This window comes from Catellatospora vulcania, assembly GCF_009720385.1.
Classification (GTDB): domain Bacteria; phylum Actinomycetota; class Actinomycetes; order Mycobacteriales; family Micromonosporaceae; genus Catellatospora; species Catellatospora vulcania.
This window is the reverse complement of the sequence record NZ_WARX01000007.1, coordinates 124,784-136,940: the sequence shown is the minus strand read 5'-3', so window position 1 is coordinate 136,940 and position 12,157 is coordinate 124,784. Positions and strand designations below refer to the sequence as shown.

General features: G+C 72.6%; 16 protein-coding genes. 2 read left to right on the top strand and 14 right to left on the bottom strand.

Going from position 1 to position 12,157, the window contains the following annotated elements; all coding sequences use genetic code 11:
- Positions 1-8: 8 nt before the first annotated feature.
- The 4 genes from F6W97_RS28690 to F6W97_RS28675 all read right to left on the bottom strand — a co-directional run bounded on the left by F6W97_RS28690 (position 9) and on the right by F6W97_RS28675 (position 3,822).
- Positions 9-899 carry a carbohydrate ABC transporter permease gene (locus F6W97_RS28690; protein WP_230687059.1) on the bottom strand — a complete coding sequence of 297 codons (891 nt, stop codon included), beginning with the start codon at positions 897-899 and terminating at the stop codon, positions 9-11.
- The gene (locus tag F6W97_RS28685; RefSeq protein ID WP_155373669.1) at positions 896-1,864 is read right to left on the bottom strand and encodes a carbohydrate ABC transporter permease; all 969 of its coding nucleotides are present in this window, start codon (positions 1,862-1,864) and stop codon (positions 896-898) included. The genes F6W97_RS28690 and F6W97_RS28685 overlap by 4 nt, the downstream gene beginning before the upstream one ends.
- 217 nt (positions 1,865-2,081) lie before the next feature.
- Positions 2,082-3,122, bottom strand: a complete 1,041-nt coding sequence (locus F6W97_RS28680) for a substrate-binding domain-containing protein (RefSeq protein WP_155373668.1) — start codon at positions 3,120-3,122, stop codon at positions 2,082-2,084.
- Between the two features lie 196 nt (positions 3,123-3,318).
- Positions 3,319-3,822: an NUDIX domain-containing protein gene (locus tag F6W97_RS28675; RefSeq protein ID WP_155373667.1), complete on the bottom strand. Its 504-nt coding sequence runs from the start codon at positions 3,820-3,822 to the stop codon at positions 3,319-3,321.
- Between F6W97_RS28675 and F6W97_RS40980 the strand changes: the two genes are divergently transcribed.
- Positions 3,821-3,985 carry a hypothetical protein gene (locus F6W97_RS40980; protein WP_230687058.1) on the top strand — a complete coding sequence of 55 codons (165 nt, stop codon included), beginning with the start codon at positions 3,821-3,823 and terminating at the stop codon, positions 3,983-3,985. The two genes, F6W97_RS28675 and F6W97_RS40980, sit on opposite strands and share 2 nt — an antisense overlap.
- A 5-nt stretch (positions 3,986-3,990) precedes the next feature.
- Here the strand turns inward: F6W97_RS40980 and F6W97_RS28665 are convergent, their stop codons facing one another.
- Positions 3,991-5,082, bottom strand: a complete 1,092-nt coding sequence (locus F6W97_RS28665) for an NAD(P)/FAD-dependent oxidoreductase (RefSeq protein WP_155373666.1) — start codon at positions 5,080-5,082, stop codon at positions 3,991-3,993.
- A gap of 136 nt (positions 5,083-5,218) precedes the next feature.
- On the opposite strand from F6W97_RS28665, the gene F6W97_RS28660 reads away from it, so the two are divergent.
- Positions 5,219-6,073, top strand: coding sequence for a helix-turn-helix domain-containing protein (locus tag F6W97_RS28660; RefSeq protein ID WP_155373665.1), 855 nt, complete (start codon positions 5,219-5,221; stop codon positions 6,071-6,073).
- 61 nt (positions 6,074-6,134) lie between these two features.
- Here F6W97_RS28660 and F6W97_RS28655 read toward each other — a convergent pair whose 3' ends face one another.
- The 9 genes from F6W97_RS28655 to F6W97_RS28615 form a co-directional block, all read right to left on the bottom strand.
- Positions 6,135-6,941, bottom strand: coding sequence for an SDR family NAD(P)-dependent oxidoreductase (locus F6W97_RS28655; protein WP_155373664.1), 807 nt, complete (start codon positions 6,939-6,941; stop codon positions 6,135-6,137).
- A gap of 46 nt (positions 6,942-6,987) precedes the next feature.
- Positions 6,988-7,605 carry an SRPBCC domain-containing protein gene (locus F6W97_RS28650; RefSeq protein WP_155373663.1) on the bottom strand — a complete coding sequence of 206 codons (618 nt, stop codon included), beginning with the start codon at positions 7,603-7,605 and terminating at the stop codon, positions 6,988-6,990.
- The gene (locus tag F6W97_RS28645) at positions 7,580-7,960 is read right to left on the bottom strand and encodes an ArsR/SmtB family transcription factor (RefSeq protein WP_155373662.1); all 381 of its coding nucleotides are present in this window, start codon (positions 7,958-7,960) and stop codon (positions 7,580-7,582) included. The genes F6W97_RS28650 and F6W97_RS28645 overlap by 26 nt, the downstream gene beginning before the upstream one ends.
- A gap of 43 nt (positions 7,961-8,003) precedes the next feature.
- Entirely contained in the window at positions 8,004-8,954 is a 951-nt protein-coding gene (locus tag F6W97_RS28640) for a serine hydrolase domain-containing protein (RefSeq protein ID WP_196279373.1), read from the bottom strand.
- Positions 8,954-9,298, bottom strand: a complete 345-nt coding sequence (locus F6W97_RS28635) for a hypothetical protein (protein WP_155373660.1) — start codon at positions 9,296-9,298, stop codon at positions 8,954-8,956. The genes F6W97_RS28640 and F6W97_RS28635 overlap by 1 nt, the downstream gene beginning before the upstream one ends.
- A gap of 83 nt (positions 9,299-9,381) precedes the next feature.
- On the bottom strand, positions 9,382-9,783 hold the full coding sequence (locus tag F6W97_RS28630; protein ID WP_155373659.1) for a helix-turn-helix domain-containing protein: 402 nt from the start codon (positions 9,781-9,783) through the stop codon (positions 9,382-9,384).
- 78 nt (positions 9,784-9,861) lie between these two features.
- A complete protein-coding gene (locus F6W97_RS28625) occupies positions 9,862-10,485 on the bottom strand; it encodes a hypothetical protein (RefSeq protein ID WP_155373658.1) in 624 nt (207 codons plus the stop codon).
- Between the two features lie 28 nt (positions 10,486-10,513).
- Positions 10,514-11,674, bottom strand: coding sequence for a globin domain-containing protein (locus F6W97_RS28620; RefSeq protein ID WP_155373657.1), 1,161 nt, complete (start codon positions 11,672-11,674; stop codon positions 10,514-10,516).
- Positions 11,675-11,676: 2 nt separating this feature from the next.
- Positions 11,677-12,072 carry a group I truncated hemoglobin gene (locus tag F6W97_RS28615; RefSeq protein ID WP_155373656.1) on the bottom strand — a complete coding sequence of 132 codons (396 nt, stop codon included), beginning with the start codon at positions 12,070-12,072 and terminating at the stop codon, positions 11,677-11,679.
- Positions 12,073-12,157: the final 85 nt, after the last annotated feature.

Sequence of the window (12,157 nt, the reverse complement as noted above, 5' to 3'; positions counted from 1 at the left end):
CGCCGCCGTCACCGGCGTCCGCGCGGACGCGGCAGGTGGGCCGCCATCCGGCCGGTCGTGGTCGACGTGGTGAGCAGCCGCTGGAAGGCGACGAAGAACAGCAGCACGGGCAGCAGGGACAGCACGCTCATCGCGAACATCGGCCCCGGGGCGCTGAGCCCGCCCGCGATCGCGTACTGGTGCAGCCCGGAGGGCGCCGTGGAGTCCTCCACCAGCGGCAGGTAGACCAGTTGCGGGAAGAAGTCGTTCCAGGTCCAGATGAACGTCAGGATCGCGGTGGCGGTGATCGCCGGGCGGCTCAGCGGCAGGATCACGTGGCGGAAGAGTTGCAGCGGGCTGGCGCCGTCGGTGCGGGCGTACTCGTCGTAGTTCTCCGGCAGCGACCGCAGGAACTGGACGATCAGGAAGATGAAGAACGAGTCGGTGGCGAGCAGTTTCGGGACGATCAGCGGCAGCGGGGTGTTCAGCCAGCCGAGTTCCCGGAAGAGCATGTACTGCGGGACCATGAGGACGTGCTGCGGCAGCAGGAGCGTGCCGATGACGACCGCATACCAGAAGCGGCGCAGCGGGAACCGCAGCCTGGCGAAGGCGAACGCGGCCAGCAGGCAGGTGACGACGTTGCCGACCACCGCGCCGACGGCCACGACGGTGCTGTTGAGGAAGAACCTGCCGAAGCCGACCCCGTTGCTCCCGGACCAGCCGGCGGTGTAGTTCGACCAGGTGAACTCCTGCGGCCACAGGCTCAGGCCGGTCGCCGTCTCGCCCGCCGCCCGCAGCGACGAGGCCAGGATCCACAGCAGCGGGTAGCCCAGGACCAGCACCACGGCGACCGTGGCGATGGTGGCCGCGGCACGGGCGAGTCGGCCGGTGCGCGGCGGGGCGACAGCGGGCACGCTCACGGTCGGCCTCCCGGGTAGTGGACCCACCAGCGGCTGGTCCAGAAGATGAGCCCGGTGAGGGCTCCCACAGCGACCAGGAACACCCAGGCCATCGCCGAGGCATAGCCCATCTCCAGCCCGGCGAACCCGCGCAGGTACAGGTACAGCGTGTATGTCAGGGTCGCGTCGCCGGGGCCGCCGCCGCCGTCGCCGAACACGAAGGCGGCGGTGAAGCCCTGGAACGCCGCGATCGTCTCCATGACCACGGTGAGCAGGATGACCGGGGAGAGCGCGGGCAGGGTGACGCTGCGCAGGATCCGCCACCGGCTCGCGCCGTCGAGGCGGGCCGACTCGGCGTAGTCGGCGGGGATCTGCCCCATGGCGGCCAGGTAGATCACCATGGGTCCGCCGAACTGCCAGGCGGCGAGCAGGACGAGCGTGAACAGCGCCGTGTCCGGCTCGGTGGCCCAGGACCGGTCCGGCACGCCGAAGACGCCGAGCACCTGGTTGACCGCGCCGCCGGTGTCGAACATGGTGCGCCAGGTGATGGCCAGTGCCACGCTGACGCCGAGCAGGGACGGCAGGTAGACCAGCGCCCGCAGCGTGCCCGCGCCGCGCCGCCGGCCGTTGAGCAGCGCGGCGACCGCCATCGCGATGATCAGTTTCAGGGGCACGGACACGGCGACGAACACGACCGTGACCTGGACTGCACGCCAGTACCGGGGGTCGGCGGTGAACATCCGCTCGTAGTTGGCCAGGCCGATCCAGTCGAGCTCGCCGGTGATGACGTTGTAGTCGGTGAAGCTCAGGGCCAGGGAGTAGAGGACCGGCAGGACGGTGATCGCGGCGAGCCCGGTCAACCACGGGGTGAGCAGCAGGTAGCCGGCGACGCCCTCCCGGTGCAGGAGGCTGCGCCGGGGTCTGCGGTGCGGCAGAGGCAGCGGCTTGGTCCAGAACCGGACGGCGGGCTGCTCAGTGACGGGCACTGCCGGCTCCCCCGGATGAGACGCCGGCAGGGGCGGTGGACAGGCGCATGGATCGGTGCTCTCTTCCTGCAGTACGAGTACCAACAGGGCGTGCGCCGATCACGCCGGTGAGTCGTCGTGAGGTTATGGGCTCGCATCGATGACGTCCAGAGGTTTCGCCGAAACCACCCTGACTTCTGTCCGATCATGCAAAAGATGCCACCGGTAGGACAGCGCGTCAGAATCCGAAGTGGAGATAGGCGTCGGCGTTGTCCCTGGTGATCGTCTCCGAGGCCAGCACGATCTCCCTGGGGACGGCCAGTTCGGCCAGATCGGACAGGCCCCGCTCCTGGGCGATCAGCCTGGCCAGCAGAATCGCCGACGACGCCATGGACGGGCTGTAGGTGACCGTGGCCTCCAGGACCGTGCCACCCGCCTTGATCGTCTGCATCGCCTGCCGCGATCCGGCACCGCCCACCATGAAGAACTCGCCCCGCTTGGCGGCCTCGACGGCGGCCAGCACGCCGACACCCTGATCGTCGTCGTGGTTCCACAGGGCGTGCACGTGCGGCAGCGCCTGGAGCAGGTGCGCGGCCTCGCGCTGGCCCGAATCCACCGTGAACGCGGCCGCGCGCCGGTTGGCGACCGACCACCCCGCCTCGGCCAGCGTGTCCTTGAACCCCCGGGATCTCTCCTGGGTCAGTTCGAGAAAGTCCAACCCGGCGATCTCCCCGATGACCGGGCGCTCCACCTTCCGCGCCCGCAGCCGCGAGATGATGTACCTGGCGGCCGCCACCCCCATGCCGTAGTTGTCGCCCTTGAGCTGCAGCCGGAACGCCGCGGGGTTCGGAAAGGCCCGGTCGAGGTTGACCACCGGCACGCCGGCCCGCATCGCCTCCACCCCGAACCCGTTGAGCTCCTTGCCGTCGTAGGGCAGCACGACGATCACGTCCGGCCGTTCGGCGATCAGGGTGGACAGCGCAGCCCGCTGCGCGGCGGCGTTCGCACCGGCCGCCACCATCTTGAACTCCACGTCCGGCAGCGCCCGCGCCTGCCGCCGGGCGTTGTTGGTGATCGCGGCCAGCCACCCGTGATCCGCCGCCGGCGCGGAGAAACCGATGACGACCCGCCTGCCGGGCGCCGCGCTCAGGTCGGTCGCGTCGCCCGCGAGCGTCTGCGCCGCCGGGGGACCTTCCCCGCCGGAGCAGCCGGCCAGCAGTGCGGTCGCGCCCAGCACGGCCGTGCCCGCCACGACCGCGCGACGCGAATGGCCTGCCATGACGGCCTCCGATTCATCAGGATCGAGACGCCATCGCAGGTGCGCCGGCGGCCACCGGGGCGATGACGCACCGGGCCGATCGACCTTGATCAGGCCGGACTCGGCTGGGTGTCGCACACGTTACGAGCTTTCCCACACCGTGTCCATATCTTCTACTGCAAATGTTCGAACTTTTAGATAGATCGACAAAAGTCCGTCAGTTCGGTGGTGCGCCGGCCTCGCCGAAGTAGCGGCCCGCGACCGCGGTATGCAGGCTGAACGCGAGCGGGGTGGCGGCGGTGACCAGCTCCCAGCCCGCCGACTCCGCGTTGGCGACCGGCGCGGGCAGGTCGGCGACCTCGCGGTGCGGCAGCAGCCCGAACACGAGCAGGGTGCCGTCCGGAGCGCTGAGCGTGTCGTACAGGCGCACGTCGGCCTCGTCGGCGCGGATGCCCGTCTCCTCCCACAGCTCGCGGACCACCGCCGCCTGCCACGACTCACCGAGATCGATGAAACCGCCCGGCAGCGCGACCCGGCCCGCCCCCGGCGGGATGATGCGCCGCACGCCGAGCAGCCCGTCACCGACCGGCAGCACGGCGACGGCGACGGGCACCGGATTCACATAGCTGACCTGCTCGCAGGCCGCACAGCGGCGGGGCCAGGCCAGGTCGGCGGGGAAGGCGCTGCCGCAGTAGGAGCAGTGCGAGTGACGTTCCGGCATGGAGGCCAGGCTAGTCCGGCCACGCTCGCCGCTGCCGCAGCCGTGCCTGCGCCACCCGCGGGGCCCCGCGCCCTGGCACCTGTACCGCCTCACCCTGCACACCGCCGTCGGCGTGGCCACCGCCGAGCCCCACGGCGCGACCCGCTGGGACTTCGCCCGCTGAACGGTTCAGGCGGTGCCGAACAGTTCGGCGAAGCGGCCGGTGAACAGGTCGGTCCCCTTGTACTCGGCGACCGTCGCGGCCGGGACGACCGCGGGCCCGTCGGGTGTGGCGAACTGACCGACGCCGCCGCGCGTGCCGAGCGGGAGCAGGATCATCGGGTCGGCCGCGGGCCGGTAGCCGGCCGTGGGCTGCTCGCCGCGCAACCGCGAGATGATGTTCTGCGCCACGACCTCGGCATGGCGCATCGCGTACGCGGCCATCTTCGCCTCGGCCAGGTCGGTGATGTCGCCGACCGCGTACACGTGGTCGTGCCCGTGCACGTTGAGGGTCTCGGTGACCCGGACCTGCCCCTGCGCGGTACGGGTGGTGAGCCGGCCGTCGGCCAGGTAGTCGGTGTTGAGGTGTACACCGTGGGCGCGGAACCAGATGTCGGCCGTGATCTCGCCACCTCCGGTGGTGGCGACGGTGAAGCTCGCGGCCAGACCGGGCCCGGTCGACGGCGGCGCGGTCAGGCCGGCGCCCAGCCGCACCTCGATGTCCGCCTCCTTGAGCTGGCGGTGCAGGTCCTCGCGCAGCTCCGCCCCGAAGCCGGGCAGCAGCTGCTCGGTCGGGTCGACGACGATCACCTGCTTGTCCGGCCAGACCTCCCTGATCTCCCCGGCCAGTTCCAGGCCGACCGGCCCGGCCCCGAGGATCAGCACCCGCTGCGCGCCGCTCAGCTCATGGTGGGTCCGGCGCAGGTCGTCCAGCGCCTCGCCGGTGGCGTCGGCGCTGGGCTTGGCCGGATAGGCGTAGCTGGAACCGGTGGCCAGGACCAGGTAGTCCGCCTCGACCCGCGCGCCTGAGGCCAGGATGACGCCGCCCGGGTCCGCCGAGACCACCCGGTCGCGGATCACCCGGCCCCGGGCGAGCAGCGTGTCGAACGGGAAGAACATATTGCCCGCCCAGTCGGGCCGGACCAGGGCGCGCAGTGACGCCGCCGAGTTGGCGAAGGCGTCGCGGGGGTCGATGAGCACGACGTCAGCCTCGGCGTCCAGCGCCTTGGCGACCGCCGATCCCCCGTAACCTCCGCCGATGATCGCGACTGTACGACTCATGACTTCTCACGCTCCCGAAGACGGCAGTTGTTTCCTGCCACGACTCTGGCCGGGGCCGATGCCGTCAGGAAGGCCGGGCTGAGGCTGGTAGCAGCAGGGACACCATCCGCGACGCCCACGCTGTTAGGTTCGAACGGTGAGCGACAACGAGCTCGGACTGTTCCTGCGGGTACGCCGTGAAGCGGTCACCCCGGCCGAGGTGGGACTGCCCACCGGGCCCCGACGGCGGGCCGCCGGGCTGCGCCGCTCGGAGGTGGCGGCGCTGGCCGGCGTCAGCGTGGAGTATGTGACCCGGCTCGAACAGGGACGCGACCGCAGGCCGTCCCCGCAGGTGCTGTCCGCGCTGGCCGACGCGCTGCGGCTGAGCGCCCGCGAGCGAGTCCACCTGCACCGGCTCACCAAGGCGGCCGACCCCGGCTTCAACTGCCGGGGCGACACCACCCCGGCGCGCACCGTGCGTCCCACCGTGCAGGCCCTGCTCGACCGCCTGGAGCCCACCCCGGCGGTGCTGCTCAACCGGCTCAGCGACATCGTCGCCCACACCGCCGGCTACGACCGGCTGGCCCGGCCGATCGGCATGCTGGACGCGGCGCTGCCGAACCTCGCCCGGTTCGTCTTCACCGACAGCCGGGCCCGCACCGCCTACCCCGACTGGGGCCACGTCGCCGACGAGCTGGTCGCCGCGCTCAAGCAGGGTCCGTTCCGGGCGGACCCGCACATGGCCGCACTGGCCGACGAGCTGACGGTCACCGCGGGCGACGCCTTCGCCCGGCGGGTCGACGCCGTGCCCACACCGGGCAGGGCCAGCGGCGCCCTCCGGCTGGACCATCCCGAGGTCGGCGTGCTCCGGCTGGCGTACGAGACGCTGGAGCTGTCCGCCGATGACGACCAGCGCCTGCTCGTCTACCTGCCCGCCGACGCGGCGACCTCCGCCGCCCTCGACCGGTTGAACAGCCCACAGCAGCGGCCGCTGCGCCTGGTGGTGGGCTGACTCGTCGCGACGGCGGCAGCGGGCGCGGCGACCTGAGGACGGGCCTACGGCCGGCTGTCGATCAGACTCGGCCTGTCGTGGGCGTGGGCGCGAGAGGCGCGGGAAGCTGCAGCTCGGGCGCGGGGGTGCCGTCGGGCATGAGCGACGGCGGGATGGGCAGGTATTCGTAGCGGGTCGGCGGCTGGCCGGGAACGAGGGCCCAGGCGTCGCCGGTGCTTGCGGTGTCGATGACGTGGCCCATGGCGGCGGCGACGTCGTCGGGGGTGAGCAGGGGGTAGCCCTGCTCGGTCAGCAGCGGGCGCAGGGCGACGAGCATCGGCGTGTCGACGAAGCCGGGGCACAGGGCGTTGATGGTGATGTTGCGCGGCTTGAGGGGGTTGGCCAGGGCGCGGACGAAGCCGAGCACGGCGGACTTGGTCAGCGTGTAGAGGGGGTTGGCCCGGCTCGGGTCGAGGACGGCGAGGGTGGACGTGACGATGATGTGGCCGCCGCGGACGCTGAGGGCCGGCAGCGCGGCGTCGATGCCGAAGACGACGCCGTCGATGTTGACCGCGGTGGCGCGCCGGTAGCGGATGAGGTCGAGGGGTTCGGTGGCGCGCTGCCCGGTGGGGACGCCGGCGTGCAGGCAGACGGTGTCGAGGCGGCCGTGCCTGCTCAGGATGGTGTCGACGAGATCCCGGTTGGCCTGGTGGTCGCTGACGTCGAGGCCATGGGCGGTGCCGCCGACCTCGGCGGCCACGGTGGCCGCGGCTTCGGCATCGAGGTCGGCGATGACGGGGTGGTAGCCGCGGGCCGCGAGCTGTCGGGCGAAGGCGGCGCCGATGGCGCCGCCGCCTCCGGTGATGAGGGCGACGGGGCGATCAGTCATTCACGCATGATAGGACGTCGATCTTCGGCGCGTGGGGCAGCGACCGTCAGAGGTCAGGGGCGAAGTGCGTGGCGGCCGCGGTCACCGCGGCGGTGGTCTCGTCCTCGGTGGCGGCGCCGGCGGCGCGGATGGCGTCGGCCCAGGCCTGGATGGAGCGCCGGGAGAACTCCTGCCCGGCCAGGGAGTTCTGGTCGGCGAGCGGGTCGTCGGTCGGCTCGCCGCCGAGGTGGCGGGCCAGCATGAGCAGGCCCTGGTCCCAGCCGGGGCCGACGTAGAGCGCGCCCGCGCCGCTGCCCGCCATCTCGATCGGCACGGTGTGCTCGACCTCCAGGTCGGTGGCGTCCGCGCCGGATGGGGTCAGCCGCACCTCGACGATGCTGGTCGGGCCGCCGTATGTCATCCGCAGCAGCTCCGGCGGGCGGCATCGCAGGATGTCGCCGGAGGCCATGTTCTCGACCTGGAAGCTGCCGCCCTCGCGGAAGTCGCCGCTGACCGGGGCGAACCAGCGCGGCAGGCGCTCCTTGCTGGTGATCGCGTCCCAGACGTCGTCGGCGTCGGCCTGGTAGGTCCGTCGCACCAGCACGGCGACCGTCTCGCCCGCGTCGCCGTCGCGCCGGGCGACCTCGCGCCGGATCGCCTCAAGCTGCTCGGTGATGTCCTTCATCGGGCTTCTCCTTGTCCTGTCGTGCCGGCAGGCGGCGTTCCCGGCGGCCCCGGGCGAGTTCGGTGCCCAGCGCGTCCAGGCGCTGGTTCCAGAACCCGCGGAAGTGGTCCAGCCAGCTGTCCACTTCCCTTAACGGGGTGGTGTCAACCGTGTACAGCCGGCGGGTTCCTTCGGCGCGCACGGTCGCGAAGCCGTTGTCGCGCAGCACCTTGAGGTGTTGCGACACCGCGGGCTGCGAGATGCCGAACTCCGCCTGGACGACCTCGGTCAGCGCCCCGGCCGCCCGCTCCCCGCCGGCCAGCAGTTCGAGGATCCGGCGCCGGACCGGGTCCCCGAGTACGTCGAAGGCGTGCACGGACCGAAGCTACAGCCCTCGCTTATATAAGTCAAACCCGGTATTAGCTCAGCAGCAGGTCGAGCAGGCCGTCGGTGAGCGCCGCCGCGCGCTCGGTGTCGTCGCCGATCGCGGTGACGACGATGCTCAGCCCGCGGTCGGGCACCCTGGCCGACAAGACGCGCACGCCAGGCCAGCCGCCGCCGTGGCGGTACACCGTCAGCCCGTGGCGTCGGCGCACCCCCATGCCCCACGCGTAGTCCAGCGTCGTGCCGTCGTCGAGGCGGCCCGGCGCCTGCAGCAGCCCGCTGACCCCGAGTTGCCCGTCGTTGAGCGCATCGGCCCAGCGCAGCAGGTCTCCGGTGGTGCTCCAGACGCCGCCGTCGCCCAGCGACAGCGGTGCGGGATGGGCCGGCGACAGCGGCTCAGCCCCCGGCGGACACGGCTCCGGGCCGTCCCAGAACCGGGTCGACGTCAACCCCAGCGGCTTGAACAGCAGCTCCTCGGCGAGCGCCGGCAGGTCGGTCCCGGCGGCCCGCCGCACCGCCTCGGCGAGGCAGACGTAACCGGCGTTGGAGTAGGCGTACGCGGTGCCGGGCGGGAGTGCGGGCTCGGGCAGCGCGCGCAGCGCGGCCAGCACACCGGCCGTGGTCCGGTCTCCGGTCAGGGCGCGGTCGACCGAGTCGTCGCCGGGCAGGCCGCCGGCGTGGTGCAGCAGGTGACGCAGGCGCACCGACTCCGCCCAGCCAGGCAGCTCGGGCAGCCGCCGCGACAGCGGCTCGTCCACGGCCAGGCCGCCCTGGCGCATGACCAGCGCGACCAGCGCGGCGGTGACCTGCTTGGACAGCGAGGCGGCGTAGACGGGAGTGTCCTCGCACACCGGCTGCCCGGTCGGCGTGCGGCCTGTGCACACGAACACCGGCGGCAGCCCCCGGCGCGAGATCCCCACTGCCAGCGGATCGGCCGCCGCGTAGCCCGACGCGCGCGCCAGCCGCCCGACCTCGTCCGCCGGCACTAGGCGCAGCTGCCGGGCAGGGTCGCGAGATACCTCATCGCCATACCCGCGAGCGCCACGAACGGCACCAGGCTAACCGCCCAGCCGGCCAGCACCGCCCACCGGTTGCCGTCGGTGCGGCGCAGCGCGCCCGCCAGCAGCACCCCGCCGAGCAGCAGGTCCAGCAGCACGGCTAGCACCCAGCCCGCGGCCAGCCCGCCCGCCCTGTCGCAGCCCTCCAGCCGCAGCAGCATGGAAAGCGAACCGTAGACGAGCGCGGCGAGCACATGCACGAGCGCGCCGATCGTCAGGTTCGCCGTCAGGCCCAGCGGCGTGGAGAGCCGGTGCACCGTGTGATCCGCCACGTGACCGCCTCAATGACTGCCGTCGCGCCGGCTCCGGTGGCCCGCCGCGAGCCGAAGTGTTCCACGGGCAGGTTACCGTTCGTTTACTCGTCGTCGTAGAGGCCTTCCAGGTGGCGCAGCCGCTCGACGACCTCGGCGGCGAGGTCGAGGCTCGCCGGGGACAGGCCGTTCATCCGGTGCAGCAGCCGGCGCACCTTGGTGTCGCGCAGCGCGCCGAGCAGCTCCAGTTCCCGGTCGACGGCCGCGGCCCGTTCGGGGTCGAGGAAGTAGGCCACGTCCACGCCGAAGTGGGCCGCGATCCGCCCGACCAGCTCGTGGCCCGGGTTGGTGCGCTTGCCGGTACGCAGCATGCCGATGTACTGCGCGGACACGTCGACGGCACGGGCGACCATCTCGTCGGTCTGGCGTACCCCGTCGGGCTGGATCGCGTCCAGCAGGCGGTTGTAACGCTGCGCGAACATCGGCAACACGGATCGTGCATGCATCTGGACATCATCGGACGGGCAGGCCGGGCCGGTCATGTTCACTCCATTTTGGACACGACATCGTCGGCGGTCCGCGGCTCAGTCGGGCGACGGAGTCAGGTGCTGCAGCTGGTGCGCGAACGCCATGATCACCGCGTCGAACTGCGCCTCGATGGCGGGCAGGTTCGACCGGGCCGCCTCCAGCGAACGCAGGCAGGTCGCCAGCATCGCCACGTCGCGGGCCTGGCGCTCCCGGTCCGGGCTGTACCCGACCCCGGCGCTGGCGCGGTAGCTGGCCGCGGCCCGGTCGGCGTCGCGGCGGGCGGCCTCCAGGATGTGCGCGGCCTGCTTCTCCGCGCTCTCCACGATGAGCCGGCTCTGCTGCTGCGCGGCCGCGATCACGGTGTCGGCCTGGGCCTGCGCGCGGGCGGTGAGGGTGACCGCCTCCGCGGCGACCTGCCGGGCCCGCGCTGCCGGGTCGACGGGCTGCAGCCGGTCCCCGAGCCGCTTGACCCGGTCCAGCTCCGCCTGCTGGGCCACGATGTAGGCGTTGAGCGCGTCGACGTCCTCGGCCAGCGTGCGCCGCAGCCGGTCCACCGCCTCCTTGTCGTAGCCGCGCCGCCGCCCGGTGGCGTCGGGCAGGTGGTGCCGGACGATCGACTCCGGCGTGTGCGGCACCCGCTTGCGCAGGTCCGGCTGCTCGTACGCGCTGACAGTGCTCACTTGTCCCCCTGGGTCATCGGGCCGGTGGTCAGCGGGCCGCGGCGGTGCTCGCCGCGGGCTCCGGAGACGGCAGGTAACGCGTGCCGTCGTAGTCCTCCAGATGGATCTGCGCGGCGGGCACGCCGGCGGCGGCGAGCGCGTCGTGCGCCTGCCCGGCCAGCGCGGGCGGGCCGCACACGTACACCTCTCGCTCGGCCAGCCGACTGGTGCGCAGCGCCGCGCCGAGCACGTCGTCGCCGCCGCGCTCCTCCGGCGTCACCGGCAGCACGCTCAGCCAGCGGTGCGCCGCCGCCAGGCCGCGCAGGGTCGGCAGGTCGTAGAGGTCGCCGACGCTGCGCGCGCCCGCGAACAGCTGCACGGACCGGGCCGGCACACCCGCGGCGGTCTCGACCTCGACCTGTTCGACCAGGGCCCGCATCGGGGCCAGGCCGGTGCCCGCGGCGATCAGCAGCAGGTCCCGGCCGCCACCGGGGGTGAGGGTGAGCTGCCGTCCGACCGGCGCCCCGAGCCGCACCTGGTCGCCCTCGCGCAGCTGATGCACCAGGGCCGGGCTGAGCTCGCCGCCGGACTGGGCGCGGACGTGGAATTCGATGGTGCCGTCGGCCCGCGGCGTGTTCGCGGGCGACAGGAAGCGCCAGACCCGCGGCCGCAGCGGGCACTCCAGTGCCACCGACTGTCCGGGCCGGTAGGTCAGCGGCATGGTCGGGCGCACCGTGAACACGGCCAGGTCGGGGCCGCGTCGCTCGTGCTCCAGCACGTCCGCGGTCCACCAGGCGGGCTGGCTGCGGGCGGCGTGCTCGGCCGCCCGCAGCATGGTGCCCGACACCAGGTCGTACGCCGCCGACCACTGTGCGGCCAGGTCGTCGGTCCACTGGTCGCCCAGGAAGTGCTCCAGGGTGGCCAGCAGCGCCTGCCCGACCTGTCCGTAGTGCGCCCCGACCACCGAGAACTTGCGATGATCGCGGCCCAGCCCTTCCAGAAACGGCACGGCCTGGTCGAGCCGGTCGACGTGCGACACGACGTGCCCCAGCGCCTGCAGCAGCTTGTCCCGCTGGCCGGCCATGGACACCGGGAACAGGTCGCGCAGCTCCGGGTACGCCACGAAGAGGAAGGCGTAGAAGTGCTGGGCGGCACGGTCGCCGTGTGCGGACACGACGGCGAAGCTGCGTTGCAGGCGCGCGGCGTCCATCCTCAGGCCGCCGCCGGCTCGGCCACGATCAGGGGCTGCACGCTGGCCAGCACCTGTCCGACCTGGAGGATGACGTCCATCGGGACGTGCAGTTCGAACAGCACCCCGGCGGCGTACTGCGCGACCCGCTCGTAGTGCGCCGCGCTGATGTTCAGCCGGGCGTGCGCGGGGCCGAGGTTCTCCACCGGATAGCCGGTGGGGCCGCCGAGCACGTGGGTGAGCAGCGCGACCATGTGGCTCTTGAGCCTGGGCAGGTCGATCCCGTCGAAGTAGTCGGCGAGCTGCTCGTCGGCGAGCAGGTAGGTGTAGAGCCGGTCAACCGCCTCGCGCACCGACGGCGCGCCGCCGATGAGGTCGTACGCGCTGGCCGTGGTGGTCGCTCCTGGACTGTCTGACATTGTTCCGCCTCCGTCATCGCAGTGGTGAGCTGCGCGGAGCCGGCATTCGCCCGGTCCGGGCCCGCACCCGGTTCGGACGTGGTGG

Coding starts and splice junctions, on each gene's coding strand:
- F6W97_RS28680 (WP_155373668.1), bottom strand. CDS start 3,122: ATGGCAGGCCATTCGCGTCGCGCGGTCGTGGCGGGCACGGCCGTGCTG.
- F6W97_RS40980 (WP_230687058.1), top strand. CDS start 3,821: ATGGAGGCCAGGCTAGTCCGGCCACGCTCGCCGCTGCCGCAGCCGTGC.
- F6W97_RS28675 (WP_155373667.1), bottom strand. CDS start 3,822: ATGCCGGAACGTCACTCGCACTGCTCCTACTGCGGCAGCGCCTTCCCC.
- F6W97_RS28665 (WP_155373666.1), bottom strand. CDS start 5,082: ATGAGTCGTACAGTCGCGATCATCGGCGGAGGTTACGGGGGATCGGCG.
- F6W97_RS28655 (WP_155373664.1), bottom strand. CDS start 6,941: ATGACTGATCGCCCCGTCGCCCTCATCACCGGAGGCGGCGGCGCCATC.
- F6W97_RS28650 (WP_155373663.1), bottom strand. CDS start 7,605: ATGAAGGACATCACCGAGCAGCTTGAGGCGATCCGGCGCGAGGTCGCC.
- F6W97_RS28630 (WP_155373659.1), bottom strand. CDS start 9,783: ATGCATGCACGATCCGTGTTGCCGATGTTCGCGCAGCGTTACAACCGC.
- F6W97_RS28620 (WP_155373657.1), bottom strand. CDS start 11,674: ATGGACGCCGCGCGCCTGCAACGCAGCTTCGCCGTCGTGTCCGCACAC.
- F6W97_RS28615 (WP_155373656.1), bottom strand. CDS start 12,072: ATGTCAGACAGTCCAGGAGCGACCACCACGGCCAGCGCGTACGACCTC.